Annotated in this window: 25 protein-coding genes; 8 read left to right on the forward strand and 17 right to left on the reverse strand. The window is 51.0% G+C overall.

Translation table 11 applies throughout. The annotated features are described in order from the left end of the window. The 3 genes from IQ256_RS09535 to petN all read right to left on the reverse strand — a co-directional run. Positions 1–182 (reverse strand): hypothetical protein (locus IQ256_RS09535; protein WP_228024728.1); only part of this gene is annotated, 182 nt, incomplete at its 3' end. A 2-nt stretch (positions 183–184) separates the two neighbouring features. After that, complete coding sequence (locus tag IQ256_RS09540) at positions 185–388, reverse strand: hypothetical protein (RefSeq protein ID WP_193855315.1); 204 nt, start codon at positions 386–388, stop codon at positions 185–187. 60 nt (positions 389–448) lie between these two features. Continuing rightward, on the reverse strand, positions 449–538 hold the full coding sequence (gene petN, locus IQ256_RS09545; protein WP_193855316.1) for a cytochrome b6-f complex subunit PetN: 90 nt from the start codon (positions 536–538) through the stop codon (positions 449–451). 108 nt (positions 539–646) lie between these two features. Here petN and IQ256_RS09550 point away from each other — a divergent pair, with 108 nt between their 5' ends. Then, complete coding sequence (locus IQ256_RS09550; protein WP_228024729.1) at positions 647–1,081, forward strand: hypothetical protein; 435 nt, start codon at positions 647–649, stop codon at positions 1,079–1,081. Between the two features lie 71 nt (positions 1,082–1,152). On the opposite strand, the gene IQ256_RS09555 is transcribed toward IQ256_RS09550, so the two are convergent. Further along, positions 1,153–1,821: an SDR family oxidoreductase gene (locus IQ256_RS09555; RefSeq protein WP_193855317.1), complete on the reverse strand. Its 669-nt coding sequence runs from the start codon at positions 1,819–1,821 to the stop codon at positions 1,153–1,155. A gap of 184 nt (positions 1,822–2,005) precedes the next feature. On the opposite strand from IQ256_RS09555, the gene clpP reads away from it, so the two are divergent. From clpP to IQ256_RS09570, 3 genes are all read left to right on the forward strand, one after another. Continuing rightward, positions 2,006–2,611, forward strand: coding sequence for an ATP-dependent Clp endopeptidase proteolytic subunit ClpP (gene clpP / locus IQ256_RS09560; RefSeq protein WP_193855318.1), 606 nt, complete (start codon positions 2,006–2,008; stop codon positions 2,609–2,611). Positions 2,612–2,748: 137 nt separating this feature from the next. Further along, on the forward strand, positions 2,749–3,642 hold the full coding sequence (locus IQ256_RS09565) for a methylated-DNA--[protein]-cysteine S-methyltransferase (protein ID WP_193855319.1): 894 nt from the start codon (positions 2,749–2,751) through the stop codon (positions 3,640–3,642). A 70-nt stretch (positions 3,643–3,712) separates the two neighbouring features. Beyond that, positions 3,713–4,591: a DMT family transporter gene (locus IQ256_RS09570; RefSeq protein WP_193855320.1), complete on the forward strand. Its 879-nt coding sequence runs from the start codon at positions 3,713–3,715 to the stop codon at positions 4,589–4,591. 25 nt (positions 4,592–4,616) lie between these two features. Here the strand turns inward: IQ256_RS09570 and IQ256_RS09575 are convergent, their stop codons facing one another. Both IQ256_RS09575 and IQ256_RS09580 read right to left on the reverse strand, forming a co-directional pair. Beyond that, a complete protein-coding gene (locus IQ256_RS09575) occupies positions 4,617–5,183 on the reverse strand; it encodes a YHS domain-containing (seleno)protein (RefSeq protein WP_193855321.1) in 567 nt (188 codons plus the stop codon). 107 nt (positions 5,184–5,290) lie between these two features. After that, complete coding sequence (locus IQ256_RS09580) at positions 5,291–6,265, reverse strand: helix-hairpin-helix domain-containing protein (RefSeq protein ID WP_193855322.1); 975 nt, start codon at positions 6,263–6,265, stop codon at positions 5,291–5,293. Positions 6,266–6,744: 479 nt separating this feature from the next. Here IQ256_RS09580 and IQ256_RS09585 point away from each other — a divergent pair, with 479 nt between their 5' ends. Further along, positions 6,745–8,136 (forward strand): nickel/cobalt transporter, encoded by a 1,392-nt coding sequence (locus IQ256_RS09585; protein WP_228024730.1) that lies wholly within the window; start codon positions 6,745–6,747, stop codon positions 8,134–8,136. Positions 8,137–8,519: 383 nt separating this feature from the next. On the opposite strand, the gene IQ256_RS09590 is transcribed toward IQ256_RS09585, so the two are convergent. The 3 genes from IQ256_RS09590 to IQ256_RS09600 all read right to left on the reverse strand — a co-directional run bounded on the left by IQ256_RS09590 (position 8,520) and on the right by IQ256_RS09600 (position 12,055). Continuing rightward, positions 8,520–9,137 carry a hypothetical protein gene (locus tag IQ256_RS09590; protein ID WP_193855324.1) on the reverse strand — a complete coding sequence of 206 codons (618 nt, stop codon included), beginning with the start codon at positions 9,135–9,137 and terminating at the stop codon, positions 8,520–8,522. Beyond that, positions 9,134–9,685 (reverse strand): pentapeptide repeat-containing protein, encoded by a 552-nt coding sequence (locus IQ256_RS09595; RefSeq protein WP_228024731.1) that lies wholly within the window; start codon positions 9,683–9,685, stop codon positions 9,134–9,136. The genes IQ256_RS09590 and IQ256_RS09595 overlap by 4 nt, the downstream gene beginning before the upstream one ends. Positions 9,686–9,775: 90 nt before the next feature. Beyond that, on the reverse strand, positions 9,776–12,055 hold the full coding sequence (locus IQ256_RS09600) for an amino acid permease (RefSeq protein WP_193855325.1): 2,280 nt from the start codon (positions 12,053–12,055) through the stop codon (positions 9,776–9,778). 112 nt (positions 12,056–12,167) lie between these two features. Between IQ256_RS09600 and IQ256_RS09605 the strand changes: the two genes are divergently transcribed. Further along, the gene (locus IQ256_RS09605) at positions 12,168–13,040 is read left to right on the forward strand and encodes a DUF3598 family protein (RefSeq protein ID WP_193855326.1); all 873 of its coding nucleotides are present in this window, start codon (positions 12,168–12,170) and stop codon (positions 13,038–13,040) included. A 24-nt stretch (positions 13,041–13,064) separates the two neighbouring features. On the opposite strand, the gene IQ256_RS09610 is transcribed toward IQ256_RS09605, so the two are convergent. From IQ256_RS09610 to tsaB, 3 genes are read right to left on the reverse strand one after another with little or no spacing between them, the layout of a single operon-like run. Continuing rightward, a complete protein-coding gene (locus IQ256_RS09610) occupies positions 13,065–13,451 on the reverse strand; it encodes a hypothetical protein (protein ID WP_193855327.1) in 387 nt (128 codons plus the stop codon). Continuing rightward, positions 13,448–13,996, reverse strand: a complete 549-nt coding sequence (locus tag IQ256_RS09615) for a hypothetical protein (RefSeq protein WP_193855328.1) — start codon at positions 13,994–13,996, stop codon at positions 13,448–13,450. Before IQ256_RS09615 ends, IQ256_RS09610 begins: the two co-directional genes overlap by 4 nt. A gap of 14 nt (positions 13,997–14,010) precedes the next feature. Continuing rightward, positions 14,011–14,679, reverse strand: coding sequence for a tRNA (adenosine(37)-N6)-threonylcarbamoyltransferase complex dimerization subunit type 1 TsaB (gene tsaB / locus IQ256_RS09620; RefSeq protein WP_193855329.1), 669 nt, complete (start codon positions 14,677–14,679; stop codon positions 14,011–14,013). Positions 14,680–14,781: 102 nt separating this feature from the next. Here tsaB and IQ256_RS09625 point away from each other — a divergent pair, with 102 nt between their 5' ends. Further along, entirely contained in the window at positions 14,782–15,093 is a 312-nt protein-coding gene (locus IQ256_RS09625; RefSeq protein WP_193855330.1) for an HNH endonuclease, read from the forward strand. Positions 15,094–15,112: 19 nt separating this feature from the next. Here the strand turns inward: IQ256_RS09625 and IQ256_RS09630 are convergent, their stop codons facing one another. Then, on the reverse strand, positions 15,113–15,775 hold the full coding sequence (locus IQ256_RS09630; RefSeq protein ID WP_193855331.1) for a hypothetical protein: 663 nt from the start codon (positions 15,773–15,775) through the stop codon (positions 15,113–15,115). A 6-nt stretch (positions 15,776–15,781) separates the two neighbouring features. Then, positions 15,782–16,825 carry an endonuclease/exonuclease/phosphatase family protein gene (locus tag IQ256_RS09635; RefSeq protein WP_193855332.1) on the reverse strand — a complete coding sequence of 348 codons (1,044 nt, stop codon included), beginning with the start codon at positions 16,823–16,825 and terminating at the stop codon, positions 15,782–15,784. Positions 16,826–16,960: 135 nt separating this feature from the next. Here IQ256_RS09635 and cax point away from each other — a divergent pair, with 135 nt between their 5' ends. Beyond that, complete coding sequence (gene cax / locus IQ256_RS09640) at positions 16,961–18,142, forward strand: calcium/proton exchanger (RefSeq protein WP_193855333.1); 1,182 nt, start codon at positions 16,961–16,963, stop codon at positions 18,140–18,142. A gap of 95 nt (positions 18,143–18,237) precedes the next feature. Here cax and IQ256_RS09645 read toward each other — a convergent pair whose 3' ends face one another. From IQ256_RS09645 to purF, 3 genes are read right to left on the reverse strand one after another with little or no spacing between them, the layout of a single operon-like run. Then, positions 18,238–18,552: a DUF2442 domain-containing protein gene (locus IQ256_RS09645; RefSeq protein WP_193855334.1), complete on the reverse strand. Its 315-nt coding sequence runs from the start codon at positions 18,550–18,552 to the stop codon at positions 18,238–18,240. After that, the gene (locus IQ256_RS09650) at positions 18,539–18,796 is read right to left on the reverse strand and encodes a DUF4160 domain-containing protein (RefSeq protein WP_193855335.1); all 258 of its coding nucleotides are present in this window, start codon (positions 18,794–18,796) and stop codon (positions 18,539–18,541) included. Before IQ256_RS09650 ends, IQ256_RS09645 begins: the two co-directional genes overlap by 14 nt. Positions 18,797–18,823: 27 nt before the next feature. After that, positions 18,824–20,383, reverse strand: a complete 1,560-nt coding sequence (gene purF / locus IQ256_RS09655; protein WP_193855336.1) for an amidophosphoribosyltransferase — start codon at positions 20,381–20,383, stop codon at positions 18,824–18,826. Positions 20,384–20,477 lie beyond the last annotated feature (94 nt).

Here is a 20,477-nt window from a genome sequence, read left to right on the forward strand (position 1 = left end):
GTGCTGGATTGAGTACCGGGCTGGGTGCCAATTTGACTGGCCTTGAGCTTGCGGTCAATAACGACATCAGCAAAAGCGCCCCGTTCGATAGCTCGGAGCGCTTCAAAGGCGATTTGTCTAGCCGTTTTAGAACTGGTCGTTTTAAAACTGGCCGCTTTAGCGAGGTCTTTAGGCTGGGTCAAACTTATTTCCGCTTACCCCGAACGCCACGAGCAGGCATCGCCCTCGCTTCATCGCCCCGGCGTCTCTTATCTCGCCATTCGATAGCAGTGAGATAGACTACGCCGCCCGTTACGACAATCAATAAAACAAAAGACATCACAGCCAGTACTGTCAGCACCTGGTTTTGTGATGCCATGCTTAGAAAGTCGCTGACAAAAGCATTCATCTTTCTATCTATCCTTGCCTTGTTTATTCTTGTCTGTTGCGCCTTTTACTAGCACTAAGACTAAAATCCGTTACGGCCCCAAACCACCATAGAGATAGAGAAGGTAAAGCAGGTCAGCAAAGAAACCCAGCCAAGTGTCAAGATATCCATAGTCTGTTTTAAAGGGGTAAATTCTTCACTTTCTATCATACGGTAAAGTTAGAGCTGCCTTCATGGTCAGCAAGGTGATTTGCTCAGGAAAAAAGCAGGATTTTGAATGTGATCTCATCAGAAATGACACTTGACCAGGCGCGGTTAGAGTCAGTTAAATCTGGTCTGATTGGCGCGAGCGTAGTTGGCTTTGTCTCAATGACGGTGATGCTTGGCGCAGTTGCTGTCGAACTGTCTTTGCCCATACCAGGAAGTATTTTGGGCTGGGTAGTGAACCTAGCGGTGGCGATCGCATCGGGTTTCTTTTTTGGCGTTACGTATCGTTACATTGTTAGGCAAGACGATAATTTGCATCTGGGCGGCGGGGCGGTCGGAGCGTTTGCACTGGTGCGATCACTCGCCCAAATCGAAGCCACCTGGGACGATACCTTTACCTTCATTCCCTGGCTGTTAGTAACGGGCGAAAGCTTCTTGTGGTTTGTCTCTGCTCGCTACGCGCTAGATTTTGCGATTAGCCGCCAGTGGATTGAGCCAGTTGACTAGAGTCAGCGAGCTAGACCACTACAGACCGCCCACTACAGATCACTAGCACAGATCGCCCGCTAGCTCGCCCATTACAGATCGAAGGTATCGATATCACCTTCGGTTCGCTGCATGGACAGATCGATAGCGGAAAGGATTTGGTTTTGGGCGCGACCGCTCTCCATACAGGCCACCGCTAGTCGAGCGACCCCAGCGCGTGGAATTGACCCGGAGACAGACACATCAGCGGTCAGAATCTCTTGATCGGTCGCTGCCTCTGAAACGAGTCCGCCGGGTCGAATGACGGTGTAGTCTAGTCCGCTATTGACTAAATAATCTTCTGCCTGCGCCTTTTCTTTAAGAACAGGGCCGAGAGTTTCTAACACATTTGGCGGCAGGGCGATCGCGCTATCACCACTGCCAATCGAGCTAATCAAGATAAAGCGTTTAGCCTTGGCGACAACAGCAGCATCGATCAGATTTTTGTTGCCCAGATAGTCAGGGAGATCGCTAGCCTCCATACTAGGAACGCCGCCCACTGTACTAATCACCACATCAACAGCCTGTGCGCCAACCGCTGTTTTCACAGCATCCACGTCCAAAGCATCACCAAATCTGACAGTGATACCCATATCCGCTAGCGCTTTCTCAGCATCCTTACTTCTCAAAAGCGCGATTACCTGATGCCCCTTGGCGATTAGCTGCTTGGCAATTTCACGACCAACCCCTCGACTAGCTCCAGCAAGAAAAACAACCGACATAGCACTTTAGGTGAGAACAACACTTCGACTATTACATCGAATCGCCAGTTTAGACCTATACACCTCAAGGCAAACCTTACGAAGAAAATTCGGGTTATCCACACTTCGTTAGATCCAACCAGGAAGTGTGTGGAGTCTGTACAATCTAGGAAAACGAACATCTAAAAATTCTCTAGAGCTTCTAATGATTCCAACCGTTATTGAGCAGTCGGGTCGCGGCGAGCGCGCTTTCGACATCTATTCACGCTTGCTCAGAGAGCGCATCATCTTTTTGCATGGTCAGGTCACTGCCGACTCGATGAACCTGATTGTGGCTCAGATGCTTTTTTTAGAGGCTGAAGACCCTGAGAAGGATATCTATCTATATATCAACTCGCCTGGTGGTTCTGTCTCTGCGGGCTTGGGCTTGTATGACACGATGAACCATATTCGCCCGGACGTGGCAACGATCTGCATGGGGTTAGCGGCTAGCATGGGGGCTTTTTTACTCAGCGCGGGTGCCAAAGGTAAGCGCATGATTTTGCCCAATGGCCGTGTGATGATTCACCAGCCCTCTGGCGGCGCGCAGGGTCAAGCGACTGATATTGAGATTCAGGCCAAAGAAATCTTGTATCTAAAGACGATGCTGAACGAAGCGATGGCTAAGCACACGGGTCAGTCATTGGAAAAGATTAAAGAAGACACCGAGCGCGACTTCTTCATGTCTCCTCAAGAGGCAATGGAATACGGCTTGGTTGATCAGGTAATCGACCGTCATGCGGTGGGCAGTCGCCCTGAGCCTGTGAATTAGATAGCTTTGTAGATTCAGACATTACACCAGACACTCCAAAAAGCGAATGTCGCAAGAATCAGGTGGCTTTTGCGCTCACGGCCTGTGTAAGCTGATGCGAGCACAGAAACAGAGCGCAGAAAGAGAGCAAAGTGGAGATGAGTCTACCCAGACTTGATTTAAAAGATGACCTGCTAGATCATTACCAGATGGTCGCGGCGGCAATTTCTTTTATCCGACAGCACCAAGCTGAGCAGCCAGACTTATCTGTGATCGCTAGGCATGTTGGGCTTAGCGAGTATCACTTTCAAAAGCTTTTTACCCACTGGGCAGGTATCAGCCCCAAACGGTTTTTACAGTACCTGACGATCGAGCAGGCCAAAGCTAATATCTCCCGCACAGATAGCCTACTGAAACTCAGCATAGATCTTGGGCTTTCTGGGCCTAGCCGCCTGCACGATCTGTTTGTCTCGATAGAGGCGATGTCGCCCGGTGAATACAAAAATGGCGGCGAAGGGCTTGATATTCACTATGGTTCGCACTCCACTTTATTTGGGGCTGTGGCGATCGCAGCTACCAAAAGAGGCATTTGTTCACTCCACTTTCTAGGTGACGGTCGGGGCGGTGATCTAGACAATGGCGAATCAGATGTAGGCAAGCTACTCAGCCGCACTTGGCCTCATGCCCAGTTAGTAAGAGAGCCTGAAAAGACGCAAGCACTATGCGATCACATCTTTTCGCCAGCAATGACCCAGCCGCATCAGCCCCTAACGCTGCTGGTTAAAGGAACAAACTTTCAGCTTCAGGTTTGGCGAGCCTTATTGCAGATTCCATCGGGAAGTCTCACAACTTATAAAACGATTGCTGAAATAATTGAGCGGCCCACAGCGGTTAGAGCTGTTGGCACTGCTATTGGCAAGAATCCAATCGGCTATTTGATTCCCTGTCACCGGGTCATTCGCGGCTCGGGGGAAGTGGGTGGCTATCGTTGGGGCAGCGATCGCAAGCAGGCTATTTTAGGCTGGGAAGCGGCTCAATCTGGTCGTCACTAATTATTCAATCGAGCCCCATTCAATCGAGCTAAGTTAGCGCTGAGTTTAACTAAGCCAGGAAGGAAAACTAATGCGGATTTCAGATGTCCTTGAGCTGCTGCTGCTGTCTGCTTTGTGGGGCGGCTCTTTCCTATTTATGCGGATAGCTGCGCCTGCTCTAGGTCCAGTTTGGCTGATTGAATGTCGGGTGCTATTGGCTGGCTTAGCGCTACTGCCTTTGCTGTTGCGATCGCAAGCATGGTCAGTCATTCGTCCGAGCCTGGTGCCCTTATTCATCGTGGGTAGTATCAATTCGGCCCTGCCGTTCCTCTTTTTGGCCTTCGCTTCGCTCTCTTTACCGGCGGGCTATACCTCTATTGTGAACGCGACGACGCCTCTATTTGGCACGCTGATAGCAGCGACCTGGTTCCAAGAAAAGTTAACGATTGCTCGAACTTTGGGACTGCTTTTAGGGTTTGCTGGCGTTGTTGTGTTGATTGGACTGCAGCCGATGACAATAACGCCAATGGTGATCGGTTCGATTGCGGCAGGGCTGATGGCCGCGATCATGTATGCGATCTCGGCTCCCTATGCCAAGCGCCACCTGTCGGGAATACCGCCTCTGCTGATTGCGCCAGCTAGCCAGCTCAGCGCGGCTGTAGCCCTGCTACCGCTATTGCCTTTTACAGCGCCCGCTGCTGTGCCCTCAGCTAGAATCATGTTGGCCGTTCTGGCCCTGGCGCTCTTTTCGACTTCGCTCGCCTATCTGTTGTACTTTCGGCTAATTCAAAACGTTGGCTCTTCTAAAGCGCTGACAGTGGCCTATCTAGTGCCTATCTTTGCGGTGCTGTGGGGAACTGTCTTTTTGCATGAAACCCTCACAGTCGCGATAGTTTTGGGATGCTGCTTGATTTTGTTGGGAACTGCGATCGCCAACGGATTGCTAATGCTTCCATCGCAGCGAAGTTAGTAATGTGGGCGATCAGTGATTCGCACTAATTAAGCACTGCTGGCCAGTTTTCGTCGGCCCTAGCAATGTTGCCGGGAACATCTCGCTGCCAACGCCTTTGAATGCGAGTATCGTAGTTGAGATATAGCCTGCCGTCTACGATTTCCCAGGCATTGGGATCGACTGACGCGGTGTATCCTTCGGCTACAGCCCAGGCACAGAAGCCGCCGTACTGGGGAGCATACTGTTCAGGATTTTCGGCAAATAGATCGCGATTTTCGCTGCTGGCAAATTGCCAAGTGGCGTCTGCCCAGTTGTAGGTATAATCAGCGCTGCCCGGAACGTAGCGGTTCTCTGCAAAATAAGCAACCGGATCGGCGCCGCGAATGGCGATATTGTCTTCGGTAAAGACTGCAGGCGGTACATCCGTAGCAGCTTGAGTTTCGACTGCATCAGTATCGGGCGAAACCTGGGGTATAGAGCTAGCATCTTCTACTATCGGACTCGCTGGTGTTGCTTCAGTCGATGTTGAGAGCGGCTGGCGACAGCTCAGCGCTAGACCTAATGCTATGGCAGTAGCTGAGAGGGTTGAAAGCGTTGAGAATAGGCGCATGGTTTCTTCTGGCAAATACAGTAAGGCGCTGGGGCAGCTATCGCCATTGTATACAGACTGTAATTTCCAATGCGGTCCTCACAGCCTCGTCTTCACTTTTTGTTCGTTTATGAAGCCGCTGCTAGCTCACCTCTGACGACGCGATCGCCCTCACGCATTCCCTGAGTCTCAGTCACGATAGTACATTGCCCACGCTGACTAGCCTTTTTACCTACTTTCTCGTAATAAACAACAACCCAGTCGTGCGTCTTATCCAGCTCGTGTGCCCTAGCCGTGTTGGAGTAGAGCACATTGAAAGACCAGCCTTCTTTTTGTAATCTCATAATCGGCAGCCAAGGTTCTCCATCTGGATTGAACCGACGAGGCGCGATCATTCTGAGCTGCCCAGCTTTTGCCAAATACCGATACTGAGCATCTACCTCTAGCAGTAGCTCAATAGAGGGCGAGTCTACGGTCTGCGCTAGCGTCTTCTGCCGACGGTTAATCGAGCCTCGTAAGCGCTGTGCCACAGACGGTGAAGACCTAGACGGCAACATCGCCTTAGCTCTTGCTTCCTGTAGCTGCCTAGCAGCGGCCCTATCTAGCATCGCACCGACTGAATCGCGAATCAGCATAGTCCGCCCCTCTCCGAAGCCAGAAAGCTGAGCTAAGCTGCCGTCGTAAGCCGCTTGCTCTAGCGCTTCTAAAGAGTCAATATCTAGCTCTTTGTGAATGCGATTGGCCAGAACTGGGCCTATGCCAGGAATTTTTGTAAACAGCTCTGGCGAGGTCTCTGCCTGTAAACGAGCTAATAAGCTCAGCTCACCAGTCTGCGCTAGCTCCTTGATTGAGGCGGCTAGCCGTTTGCCAATGTATGAAAGCTGCTCTAAACCCGCTACGCCTTCGGTTTCAAAGATGTCTACGACAGGCTGAGCTTGAGCGCGAACAGATTGCGCCCCTTTGCGATAGGCACGGATGCGGTAGTAGTCATCGCCTTGGGTTTCTAAAAGGTCTGCGACTTGCTCAAATGCGATCGCAATCTCGTCGTTAGAAAGAGAGAAAACTTGTCTAAAAGTATCTGGAAATAGAGTGGTTTGAATCATGCTTAAACCTTTGCACAGCCAAGCTTATAAAGGCTGATCGAATCTTTCTCTATTATCTGATATTTAAACGAAAACGACAGGCATAGGGCAAAGGATACAGCGTATAGAACGAGCCGGGTTGAGGTAGCTGTGCGACTGCTTTGGTCTGTCCATAAATGCACCAGTGTAGACTGCTTTATATTCGGTAGTGGCCGCCCAAAAGCTGATTTGAAAGCCCGATGGGAACCCTCTTACATCAAGGAAGCGTTGAAACAATTTTGCAATGCTTTTTCAGGTCAAAGTCTTGCATAATAACTTTCAGCTTTAGATTCGCTGCTATGACTCAAACATCCTTTCGCAGATCCTGGCAAAGACTGTCTCGAAGCTTGATAGCAGGAAGGCGGCGGCTCCTTCAACGCGCTCAATCAAAGCGCCCTCAATTTAGGTGGCCAAGCTTACTATTTAGCATAGGTTTACTGTCTGTTTGGCTATCGACAGCGATGCCTAGCGCCGCTCACTGGGATGATCTGGCAACCGCCAAAATCACTGTGCAAGCAGCCAGCGCTCAGATTTCCCTCGTCTATCCTGGCGAGCTGACTGCCTTTGCCGATGACGATGACGATGGCCGACTTTCAGGCGCAGAGATCGCTCAACATAGAGAGGCGCTTCAGATTTTTTTTCAAGATCGTATTCTCTTGACAAATGAACGCGATCAGACAGCCGCTTTGACTGTGCAGTCTCGTAGCGAGAGTCTGGAGGCCAATGGCACCGTCACCGGGACGATCGCGCCTAAAACGCATACGAATCTTCTGTTGAACTACGCTTGGTCTGAGCCATTTCAGCACCTGACCATTGACTATCACCTATTTTTGCCAGGCGCACCCAAAGCGAGCTGTGTGGCAACTATTTCGCATGCGGGGCAGTTGGCCAACCATGTATTTACGCCTCGAAAAACCACCTTAGCGTTGACGCCAGAGGGCATAGCAGGAAGCGCGGCGAGTATCTCAGGAAAATGGCTACTGTCACTAGCGGGTGCCTTTTTATGGGGGGCACTGCATTCGATGTCTCCAGGGCACGGGAAGACGCTAGTCGGGGCCTATTTGATTGGCGAGCGGGCAACGCCACTCCACGCTGTGTTTCTAGCGATGACCACCACAATTACCCATACATTGGGCGTCTTTGCTTTGGGGTTCGTGACGCTGTTCGCGGCCCGCTATATATTGCCCGAACAGCTTTATCCCTGGCTGAGTTTGGTATCAGGGAGCATGGTGATTGTAATTGGGCTGAATTTGTTGTGGCAGCGATGGGGGCGATGGAGGCGATCACAGCGATCGACCAAAGCAAGCGCAATTCATAGTCACTCTCAACCCAGTCACCCTCAAGCTAGCCATAGCCATCACCACGCTCACGATCATCATGAACCCGATTATCACGAGCATGACCATGATCACGGTCAAGGCCACAATCACAACCATCACCTCGATCACAGCCACGATCACGATCATCACCACTCGCATGGCGAGCATTCTCACGACGGACACACCCACTCTCACTTACCTGCCGCAGCAGGAGAGCCGGTGACCTGGCGAAATCTATTGCTGTTGGGACTGTCGGCAGGGTTGGTGCCTTGTCCGGCGGCGCTGGTACTGTTGCTAGGGGCGATCGCAATCGGCGATCCTTTTTCTGGCTTAGTGCTGGTCTTGATTTTTAGCCTAGGACTTTCAGTCGTATTGACCGCGTTGGGACTAATGCTGGTTTATGCAAAGCAGATGTTTAAGCAGCTACCAGCGCCTAAAAGGGCGATCGTAGAGTGGGTACCTACAGCCAGCGCCTGCGGAATCGTCGTCATCGGCACTGGCATCTTTGCCCGGTCGCTGCTGCAAATCTTCTGAAAAATGCGGATAGATGCGTTTAGCCTGCAACGACAATCAAGGATTGCGATTTTTCTGTCTGGACCGAAATATGCTTTTCTGAAGGTGAGCAATATCCCCTTTTATACCGTCGCTCAATGAGCTTAGAACTTGCGATCCAGCTCCTACTAAAAGGGCCAAGCATCCATCTGTTCCAATTATCTTTCTAAGCTCAGCGCTATCTATAGCTTTGAAAAGTAACCCAGATGTCAAAACAACTCCCCCAATAGCCCAAGCAATCTCGTTAAACTGATTGGTGTCAAGCAGTCTTTTTAGTCGCCAAGAGCGTAGGCAACTCCACAGGATAGTAAGGACAGCAAAAACCACAAGCCTTGTGTATTCACCATCCATTGTCGATCTCTTGATTAACTGTTCAGCTTGGAATTGAGCGTAGAAACAGCAGAAACCCCAGCCACCGTCGCTGCGCCAACAATAGCACCTACGGGACCTCCAACAGCAGCGCCTACAATTGTCCCAACTGAAAGCCCTCCTAAGGCAGCAGAACCTATTCGATAGATACCTGGTCGCTGGCGGCGAGTTATCTTAAGTGCATTGGTTGTCGGAGCGTGGTTCATCGTAGTTGCCGCTACAGAGACAGCGTGAACTGTGGCATGAGCTGCGCTTTTGGCGATGACCGCTTTGGATAGATCAGGAGTACTGCTAGCAACTGTTAGGTGCCCACTAACATGACCAGATACGTGAGTAGGAGGAGCAGATTCCCGAACACGGTTTCCCTCGGCATCTAGTCTATCTAGTGTAGATTCAATAGTTCCGTCGACGACTTTCCTTTGCTTAGAAAGACCAGCATCAATATCGAGGTCAATGCTGAGGTCAATATCAACACTGTTTGAGTCATCAGGAAGCGGATCAGCAGACATCAGTAGGACTCGCACTGTAGGCAGTTTGCCGATCGTATCATCTAAGGAGAAGAGGTGTCCACTGCTTACTGAGATGCTGAGCTGCTGAGCAACAAAGATATTCAATCGCGGCAGCCTAGGCTTTCGCGAGTAGAGATGCCGGTAACGGGATTAACGCCGTCGGCGCGTTTACACATGTTCTTCACTTGAAAGCGATCGATGATGGCATCGGAAAAATCTGCGCCTGTAATGATGGTGTCACCAAATGAGCTGCTGGTTGCGATCGCCTCTACAAAAATCGCATTGGTCAAATCCGAGCCGTCAAACAGCACTCGATCGGCAAACGTCTTAGTAAAGTCTGCGCCCTTCAAATTTGTGCGTAGAAATGTCGCCTTGGTCAAAATCGTGCCACTCATATCCGCCCCTTCAAAGCTGGCATCACGCGCATCGGCGGCAGCGAAAGAAGAGCCGGAGAGATTTTTACCCGCAAAGTCTCCGCCCGCCTGATTCGTCAGGGTGTAATCGACTGTGTTGTCTTGAGCTAGAGCCGGCGTCACCCAAAATCCAAAAATCAGCACTAGGCTAACCGCCGCCATCATCACCACGCGCCGCATCAACAGGGCTCGCTTTCGCTTGATATTCTTTAGAGTCATCTCCATGCGCCGCATAGCCATCGCTTACCTACCTCATACAGTTTCTAATGTCTGCTGATTCAGATCATATATCTAGGGCGGGCCTATCCCTAGTTCACCGATGCATTTCACCTATGCCAAGTCCTTCTGCAAAAGCTCAGAAAAGTCTAGATTCTCAGACGCTAGAACCATGACCGTGGCAGGCAAACCCACAACGCGATCTTGCAAAGTTTGATAATACGCTTGATAGCTTTCTACTTTAGGCACGGCTAGTCCTAAGAACACTAGATCCGCGCTAGCCGAAGACGTTCGCAAAATCTCTTTAAAGGGTCGCTTGTTCGCCAAAATAATCTCGGACTTGGCCCCAATTCTAAGGCTGTTAGTCAGGTTCTCTAGATTGATCTGAGCAGCTTCTTGAGCTTCTTCATCGTTTACCACCAGCTTTAGCCTGATTTCTGCTGAGCGCCACTGCCAGCTAGTCCTCAGCAAATAGGCCAAGATTAGCATCAGTCCACCGTTGGACTGCAAACCACCCCACCACACATCAATTCTTTGCTTTTCAGGGCTAGCGTACATCGGCGGATGCAGCGAGTCTGGTGCATCTGACCCTTTCTCATCTCGGTAAATGACGACGTTGCGTTTGGCTTCATGACAGACCCGAATGGTGTTGCAATAGCGCTCGATGCTCTCAAGCTCAGGATCATCAGAGTCTCCAAGCAAGACCGTATTTGGGATCAGCGGTCCCATCCCGTAGGTTTCTAATAGCTGCTTGGTGCCGATGAAGGGATCGTCGGCGGTGACAATTTTGGCAAATGCCTGGACGCCGCGCTTGTCTAGAAAGTCTCTAAGAACGACTTCCGCTTTTTCCTGCTGGGCAATACTACGCGAGCCGCTAGGAATAATGCTAGCCACCGTGATCAAGCCTCGGTTGTGAGTCATGGCTCTAGCCATCTCGATCAGATACCACCGCTTAGAAGGTGCGCCAGAAAGCACCAGCAGATGAGGCCGCCAGTTCTTAGGATCGGCGTTGTCGTCGATGTTGAGTAGGGCTGTGCGGACAATGGTCATCCAAATCCCCTGGCGCACGTCGCCCCAAGTGCTCTCAATCTGCCGACGCTCTAGCCAAAAGTAAATTAGGCCCACAATCACTAGCGCCGCGATGGTGGCAACAGGATTGATCAAAAACATGACAGCAATACAGCCAATCGCCCCTAATACCGAAAGTGACCAGTGAACTTTGAAAGTAGGCCGAAAAGAGGGACTTTGCAAAAAGCCTTCAAGTCCGGCGGCAACGTTTAGCACCATGTAGGTGGTGAGAAAAAACATAGAGAGGACAGGCGCGATCGCATCCAAACTCCCCAGCATCACCACCGCCAGCACAATCCCCAGTGTAAACAGCGTCCCTAATCTAGGATCGTCTGTCGGCCCATTCCCTTTACCTAGCCATCGCAAACTGCGAGGCAAAATATTGTCGCGAGCCAGTGCCTGCAAAATTCGCGGCGCACCTAAGATGCTGCCAATCGCACTAGAGAGCGTTGCGCCCCATACGCCCAAAATTACAGAATCAATCTTCAGATGGCCAAACAGCGCAATGCGCTTCATCACCATCAGATCGGGGTTAAGCAACGCCTGAGATGCGGTCGGCGTTCGGGTAACTAAAATAAAGGGAATCACCATATAGATGACGTATCCAACGACGACAGCAGCCAGCGTTCCCCGAGGGATTGAGCGGATCGGATCCTTCAAATCGCCCGACATATTCACCCCTGACATGATGCCAGTAACTGCCGGGAAAAAGACAGCAAAGACGGCCCAGAAGCCGACCTTTTCGACTTCGGTAATGTTGATCGCATCGGAAGGATCAGGGACGACATCATGACCAAACACAAGGGCGATTAAAGAGAGGGCGATCGCCGCCATGATGACGTACTGCGCTTTGATGGCGATATCCGCCGAGGCTAGTGCTAAAGCGGTCACTAACACCGTAGTAATCAAAGCCACAATCACGATAGGCGCACCTGGATACACCAGCTGTATGCTTTCGGCAAAACCGATGGTGTAGAGTGCCACCGATAGCGCCTGTGCAAAATACAGCGGAATGCCGACCGCCCCGCCGGTTTCGATGCCCAAAGAGCGGCTGATCATATAGTAGGCACCGCCCGCCCGGACAACTTTGTCAGTAGCGATCGCGCTAATCGACAGCGCCGTCAAAAACGTAATCGACGTAGCAATCGTCACAATCGCCAGGGTTGGATACAGGTTCACTTGACCCACTACCCAGCCAAAGCGCAGGTACATGATCACGCCTAAAATAGTCAAGATCGAAGGCGTAAACACGCCGCCAAACGTCCCTAGACCAGTTGCTTCCTCTTTGGTTGGCAGCGTAGAAGGATGGGGAGATTGAGAAGTCATCAGCGTTCCAAAAAAGAATGTACTGCGGCACCGTTCTACAGTTTAGAAGGCTTTGGCTCACTCAATGATTATCATCATTATCTCTATTTTTGCTATCCTCTAATGCCTGATTATGCCTACTTCTCACTCATCCGAAAGCTTGACCCAATGGCAACGCCTGCTCAAAAATGTAGGCACTTGGCAGGGCTCGTTTACGCAGCTCTCACCCGCTGGCGCTATCCTTTCTGACACACCCACAGAAGTAGAGCTAGCGCCGTATGACGACAGCCAGGCCATGCGCCAAGAAGTCCGTCGCTACCCCGCTGATGCTCCCGCCCAGATTCAAAAGCTCGACTATCGCACCCTCAACCGGGCCACCCGCTTTTTTGAAACAGGCGCATTTTCACAGGGCTCTATCCAGTGGAGCCCGGTTTCTACCTTTGGCGCAGAGCTAGGACTGATTGCGGGCGATCGCCGCCTGCGCCTGGTTCAGCTTTTTGATAAAACCAGCGACCAGGCCAGCGCTCAGGCCAGCACGCTCAAAAGCCTCACTTTGATCCGCGAACAGCTTCAAGGGTCATCCACACCAGAACGTCCGCCGCTAAAAGTTTCGGATCTGCTAGGCACCTGGCAAGGCAAAGCAGTGACTGAATACGCCGACTTGCAACCAGCGCAGCATAGCGAAACTCAGCTTACGGTTGAACGGGTGGGTGATCGCACTATCCGCCAAACCATCACATTCAGTCCCACTGCTACGTCGATTACCTCTACAGGCACCCTTGAAGGTCAAAAAATCAGCTTCTCAGACGGATCGCAGCCCGTTCAAGTTCTCCTCCTACCAGACGGCGCTTCCTCAACCTGCCCTAGCCAGATCACACCGCGTCAGCCCCTCTTCCTAGAAGTCGGCTGGCTACTCAACTTGCAAACCCGTCAGAGACTGATTCGCACTTACGACACCACAGGCGCTTGGACTAGCCTTACACTCGTCACTGAAACCAAGCAATAGTCGAAGCCAATAGTTGGAACTGTTTCAATAGGCTAGAAGCTGTCGTTGAGATTCCGTCAGCTCTATACCTTGACGGCTCAAATAGTTTGGTAAGTTTATCTGGATGAATAAATCTTTCAATTCTTCTTCAATGTCTGCGGGAGGTGTGCCAGCTAGCGCTCGTGCAATTAGCTTCTCAGCAAGCTGTAGTTCGCCGCATTCTATAGCTAGGCTCGCTGCACTTCGATGCAGCACAGATCTTGAAGGCTCAGCAGAAATATCATGAGCTATTAGTTGAGCAGCTTCAGATTCTAGGGCTAGTGCTTGCTTCAATATCGATTGCACTTGACCAGAGGGACCGCGTAACTTTGCAAGATCGGCTTGTTCAGCGAGATCCATGGCTTTCTGATGAAGTTCTTGAACTGCACTCATCGCCTAACAACCCAAGCTAGAGGTCGACTAAATTCAATCACTGCAACATACACTGATAGGCGATTATTGACAGCTTGAACTTGCCGGATCTTCATTCTAACCCTGGTCCGAATTTGCTGTTCAGAACCCTGCCGGATACCGGAGACTTCTAGTCGAGAGAGCTTTTGAAAAGGTTGTTCACTCACGTCTGAAACCTTGCCTAACCAGTAATCGAAGCCAGTTCCTCTACGAGAACGCTCAATGACTGTGAATTCTGTTAATCGCTGTATCAATAACAGCGCCACACCATAAGCTGCTTGCTCAGTAGCATACTCACGGTCATTCCAACAGCGTCTCATTTGCTCAGTCACTTCAGAATAGAGCAGCAAGAAAGTACCTGAAGAATCACCTAATAGCTTCAGGGATACACCCGATTGATGGCCTTGCTCATCTAGACAGACAGCGACAGACTCAGCCAAAGCTGCACCAAACGCAGGCGTAATAGCAGGTAGCCCTTGCTTTAAACTAGCAAAATCTAATATCGAACCAACGCCTCGTCTACTCATTTACAATCCAAACGCTAGCAGTTGACGACGGGATGCTGTCCATAGAAGGGCATGACTGCAGACCAGTCGGGCCGGAGACCATTTCTGTATCGGGTATGCGCGATCGCACTCACGCCCACCACAGAATTAGCAATTCCTTCTCCCGCTGCTGTTTGAATCTGAACCAGCGGCCTATCCCAATGCTTAATAGTCTCTGCCCATTCCGCCTCGATCAGCACCTGATCTTCAAACGCAGGTGTTGGCTGTCCAACCTTATCAAACCGATAGATCGCACAAAATACCTCACCTCGCTTAGCAGGCATCATCACGGCAATATCTTTTGACGCTGACTGAGATTCCCTGGCGACACCCATCGCTAGCGCCGCCAAAGTAGACACGCCAAACAGAGGAATCTCTAGCTGCTGTGCTAGCGTTCTCGCGGCGACGACACCAACTCGCGTACCGGTAAAGCCACCTGGCCCTTTAGCGACAGCAACAAAGCTCAAATCTTGCCAAGTGTAGGGCGACACAAATTCCATCATCTTGACATGGAGCTGACTGGAGACCTCACGGCCTAGATCCCATACCTGATGCCGCCTTACTGCTGTGCTAGTGCCTTCAACAGCGCCCTCGACAGTGCCTTCAATGCTTTGTAGCATCAGCCCAAGCTGTGGACTAGCGGTATGGATGGCAAGGCCAAGCATAGAAATTCTAGAATGGATTAAATAGATAGGCGATTTTAGACGAAGCAAAGCTTGTCAGAAGTTCTTAAGCCTACCGTAAACCGCGAATGAATTTATCTGCCAATGGCTCGTCGTAAATCTAGCTGTGACTCTAACTGTGAATTGTGCGATCGCAACTGCCCAAAGCTAACCGAACACCACCTCGTTCCTCGACAGGAAACCAAACGCAGAAAGAAGAAAAACCGCGCCGACCTTGGCCCCACCATCGATATCTGTCCGCCTTGCCACAAGCAAATTCATACGCTGTTTACGAACAAAAAACTCGCGGCTGACCTCTATTCGGCTGACCTGCTGCGATCGCACCCCGACATGATCAAATTCCTCACCTGGATCGCCAAACAAAACCCCTACAAAAAAGTCCGCACCCGTAGATAGAGCTAGCGAGCGATTCTGGTTAGTCCATCTGAGCGAGCACAATATGCTGCTCCAAATATTCCAAAAACGTAGGCATCGACCTAGCAACAACCGAGCGAATGTCAGCAACTTTTTGCTGGTCGCAATACTGCAACATCTCCTCAATATCTAGAATGTCGCGGTTCCGCCTAGCTAGCAGCTTCAATAAGATCAAATAAGGTAGGGCAATCACTCTTAGACCATCGGGCGTAGTGATTGTCTCTTCGGGTTGCAATGCGGTTCTAGCCCAGGCGAGATTGGGGGTATAGAGAAGATCTAAAAGTTCACCTTCTATAGACCGCCAGGCACCTCCTATGATTTCGACGCCATCGCTACAGATGTGGATGTTTTCTATCCGCGTCCAGCTTTGCTTAATTAGCGCTTGCTCTAGACGCTCGGCATCATCTGCCAGAATTAACAAATCAAGATCTTGAGTATTACGCGCTGGCATATAAAAAGTAGTTGCAATGCCGCCAATAATTGCATAGGGCAGGTTATCGGGTAGTAGCGCCTTGAGTCTGGGTAAGGAAAGCATGGGCGGAAGCGTCCAGATAATCGGGGGACGTGTCGTAGTTTTGCCATGCCCACGCTTCGCGAGTTTCAACAGGGCACCTATTTTCTGTTTGCTAAGCTGTCGGCTCGGGGGCCGAGTGGAAAGAGCCATGATTGCTTACTTCAATCGAAATTGCATCATCAAAGGCAGATGGTCAGAGGCTTCGCCTGCTGCTGTTAATACTTGCGTTTCAACTATTTCGATGGTGTCGGGCGTATAAAAAATATAGTCGAGTTTGTATTCGGGCTGGTTGCTGGGAAAGGTTAGATTTTCACTCCAGTCGGCTTCGGGGACTGCTGAAGCCAGCACTTCAGAGGCTAGCATTTCTTTGATAGAAAACTGGGTTTCGCCGTGATCTACTCCGCTGGCATCGATAAAGGTACCGCGATTGAGGGCGCTGTTGAAGTCGCCGACAAGGATGACGGGGTAGGTCTTGGCGTAGTCTTCAGCGAGTGATCGCACAAACTGAGTCTGGCTGACCCGAGTCGGCTCGTCAAAGGCTTCTAAATGCACGTTGATCACAATCAGCGGCTGCTCGCCAAACTGAACTTGAGTAACCTGGGCTAGCCGATCGAGATAAAAAGCGTTGTAGTAGAAGGGATTATCTGCCACCTTCTCTAGAACAAGGCGGCTGTTTTCTTGGATGGGATGACGACTGATAATCGACTGGCCCGACAGCATCTTGCCAAAGTGCGCGGCAGGTGGCCAGTAGGGAAAGGGAACGTAGTTCTTATCCCAGCCGATGGCGATCGCACCAAAATCTAGACCGAGTCCTTGGGCGATCGCCTGCGACTGATCGACTTCATAAGAGCGCTGCGAGCCAAAGTCAACTTCCTGCAAAGCCACAATATCCGGCCCTAGTTCATTGAGCGCAGCAATCACCTGCTGCTGATTCGCGTCAAAAGCGGCGCGGTCTAGCTTCGCAGTCGTATTGTTCGTCATCCCTGAGAGATAGCCCAAGTTGTAGCTGACAATGCTATGAATAGTCTCGCCTGGCACGAAAACTGCGCCGTAGTTGAGGCCACCGCCTTCTGTGTAGCTAACGGTGTCGGCATAGTTCTTCTGGCTGTGTCCACTAGATGACCCCCAGAAATAGAACAGTGCGATCGCTACCGTCGGCAGTCCCACCGCCAGCCCTAGCAACTTCAAAAAGATCTTCATACGCTCACTAATTCATCCATTTGCCCACTCCAACTTACCCACCACAGCATATTCACTTCAACATATCTTGATAGGAGCGCTAACCCAGAGGTAATCTACTGTAAACATTTCTAATTCCCCATCCCCCATTCCTACATGACGCCCCGCAATATAATCTTCTACGGCCTTTTAGCCTTCATTCCCGTTTCCATCGCCGCCCATTTCCTCGGCTGGAGCGACCTGATTATATTCGTCACCGCTGCGATCGCCATCATCCCGCTGGCAGGCTGGATGGGAACCGCAACCGAAGAAATCGCGGTGGTGCTGGGGCCTTCTTGGGGAGGGCTAATGAACGCCACGTTTGGCAATGCCACTGAGCTAATTATCGCCATCTTTGCCTTGCGAGCGGGCCTGATCAATGTTGTCAAATCCAGTATCACCGGCTCTATTATCGGCAACCTATTGCTGGTGATGGGACTAGCAATGCTGCTCGGCGGCCTCAAATTCAAGGAGCAAACTTTTCAGCCTACGATTGCCCGGCTGAATGCGTCTTCGATGAATTTAGCGGTGATTGCCGTTTTGCTGCCTACCGCCGTCGATTTCACCTCTACCGGTATTGAAGAACCAGTACTTCAAAGGCTCTCTATCGCGGTAGCCGTAGTGCTGATGCTGGTCTATGGCCTCACCTTATTATTCTCAATGAAGACGCACTCCTATCTCTATGACGTAGGAATGGCGGAAGAAGGACAGGATGCCGTGGCAAATAAGGACACGGTGCTGATCGACGGGAATGCGTTGGCGAAGCCGCTCTCTGAGAGCATCGCAGTTGAGCAGAAGAGCACGACTGAACACGCCGAAGCGCCCAATCTCAAACTGTGGGTAGGGGTCTTGCTAGCTGCTACCCTAGCGGTTGCTGTCGAGTCAGAATTTTTAGTCGGTACGCTAGAAGTTGCCAGCAGCCAGCTTGGTCTGTCAGAACTGTTTACTGGCGTGATTATCTTGCCTGTAATTGGCAACGCGGCTGAACATGCCACCGCCGTCACCGTCGCCCTCAAGAACAAAATGGATCTATCGCTGAATGTAGCAGTCGGCTCTAGCCTGCAAATTGCCCTGTTTGTCGGCCCTTTGCTAGTCATTATTGGTGCGTTCATGGGTCAGCCCATGGACCTAGACTTCAACAACTTTGAGCTGCTTTCTGTCGTGGTGGCAGTGCTAGTCGCCAACTCCATCAGCGCCGACGGCAAGTCAAACTGGCTGGAAGGCACTTTGCTATTAGCGACCTATACAGTAATTGCTTTATCCTTCTATTTTCATCCAGTCATAGAAGGAATTGGGTAAAAGCAGACCCTAACAAAATGACTCTGTCAAGGTTCTAGGCAACGATGAGACTGAAGGGCGAAGGCGAGAGCATAAGCTTTAGTCAGAAGCTTCAATCAAACTGAGACAGATATGTTTTTCATCCAAGCCGGACGGCCATAGATGCCAGCCATGAGCTCATCAACTCGAAACACTTGTTCTATAGACTCCCAGTAAATGGCGGAGCCACCGCCCCACACCTTGACATCGCCTAGCTGTTCATCGCTTGGCTTAGCAATAGGAACATAGGCATCAGGCGCACTCTCAACCATTTCCAACCTATCGACAGGAATGAGATGACGTGAGCCATCGTCTAAAGTAATCTCCAACTCTCGGCTTGACGAGATGTAGCGAGCAGATACAGCCAGTCTTTCATCTTCATAGATTGCCATGATATTTCCTCCAAGCTGCTCGACAGGTTGCTAAGTTGTCTGCCACCATTTTCAGCGCCTTCCGCTCAAATGCGGCTGTATTTTTGAGCCGCTTCTTCTTGCTGATGGTCAATAGCTTTGGCACATCACCAGAGATATCGACTTTAACACTGCCATCTGGAGAATCGACATGTACGTGAGGTGGCCGATAATCGCGGGTCTGCACTGTAACAGTGACTCCGCTTTGCTTGAGTACAAAAGCCATTTCTGATGGGGGCCTGGTTGTAATCCTCTAACCAACGCCAGCCGGAATTTTTTCCAGCATTAGCTTCGATCGCTTGACCTGCTCAGGAATCTCGATCGGATATGCCCCGGTAAAGCAGGCCGAGCAAAAGCTACTGGTGGCAGCTCGGGTTTCTTCTAACATGCCTTCCCAGCTCAGATACGCCAGAGAATCAGCGCCCAACTGTTGCTCGATTTCTGCAACAGACTTAGTCGCGGCAATAAGATGATCTTGATTATCGGTGTCGATGCCGTAAAAGCAGGGATGGGTGACGGGCGGCGAAGAGATTCGCATATGGACTTCGGTTGCGCCAGCGTCGTAGAGCATCTTCACTAGCTTGCGGCTGGTCGTTCCGCGCACGATCGAATCATCTACGATTAGAATTCGCTTGCCTTCTAGCACGTCTCGCATCGGGTTTAGCTTCATGCGGATGCCGGTCTCGCGCATGGCCTGGGTGGGCTGAATGAAGGTGCGGCCTACGTATCTGTTTTTAATTAGCCCTTCTGCATACGGAATCCCAGAGGCTTCTGAATAGCCGATGGCCGCTGGCACGCCTGAATCGGGAACGGCCATGATCAAATCCACATCGGCGGGCGATTCTTGGGCTAGTCTTTGACCAATCCGTTTGCGATAGCTGTACAGGCTCTCACCGTGGAATACGCTATCTGGACGCGCAAAATAGATCATTTCAAAGACACATAGCTTGCGTTCTGCTTGGGCCCACTGCACAGATTTGACGCCGCTATCGTCAATCACCAGCATTTCACCAGGGTCGACATCTCTTAGATAGGTAGCCCCGACGATATCTAGACCGCAGGTTTCTGAGGCCACGACCAATTTGCCGGGGCCGTAGCCTGCGCCTTTTTCTTCTGGAGCGCTAGAGCCGATATAGCCTAGAACTAAGGGGCGAATGCCGTGGGGATCGCGAGCGGCAATAATGCCTTCGGGGGTACCAATCACTAGGCTAAAGGCACCTTCGCAGCGCTTGAAGGCAGCGATCGCACCCGATTCCCAGCTTTCGCCATCGTTGACAGCTTCTGCCAGGGCGATCGCAATCAGCTCAGAGTCCGATGTCGTCACCAAACTGTGGTTGCGCTCTAGCAGGGCAGCTCGCAAGCTATTGACGTTCACGATATTGCCGTTGTGGGCTAGAGCCAAATCGCCTAGCCTGGTGCTCACAATCGCGGGCTGGGCATTCGCCGCATGGCTAGAGCCCGTCGTGGAATAGCGGGTATGGCCCACCGCCCACTCACCCGGCATCTCGTGCAGGTCCTTGTCTGTAAAGATCTGAGAGACTAGGCCCATGCCCTTCAGCGTGTGAACTTCGCCCTGGTCAAAAGAAGCGATCCCGGCTGATTCTTGACCTCTGTGCTGCAAAGCATACAGTCCAAAATAGGTCAGCGTTGCCACGTCGTTTTCAGGGGCATGAACGCCGAAGACACCGCAGGCTTCTTCTGGTTTATCAGAGCCACCGACATCCTCTACCTGTTTGCTTGCGGTTGCATCACCCTCATCAAGACTAATCACAGACGAATTACCAGAAACAGCAAAATCAGTAGACTGGGACATGCTCGGTTCAAACTCCAATGAAAACAGTAGGGCTAACTTCTATCAAAGCGAACCTTACGATTGACTATTTACTTCCTTCTAACAGAGATAGCCA

It is taken from the genome of cf. Phormidesmis sp. LEGE 11477 (assembly GCF_015207105.1).
Lineage (GTDB): Bacteria > Cyanobacteriota > Cyanobacteriia > Phormidesmidales > Phormidesmidaceae > Phormidesmis.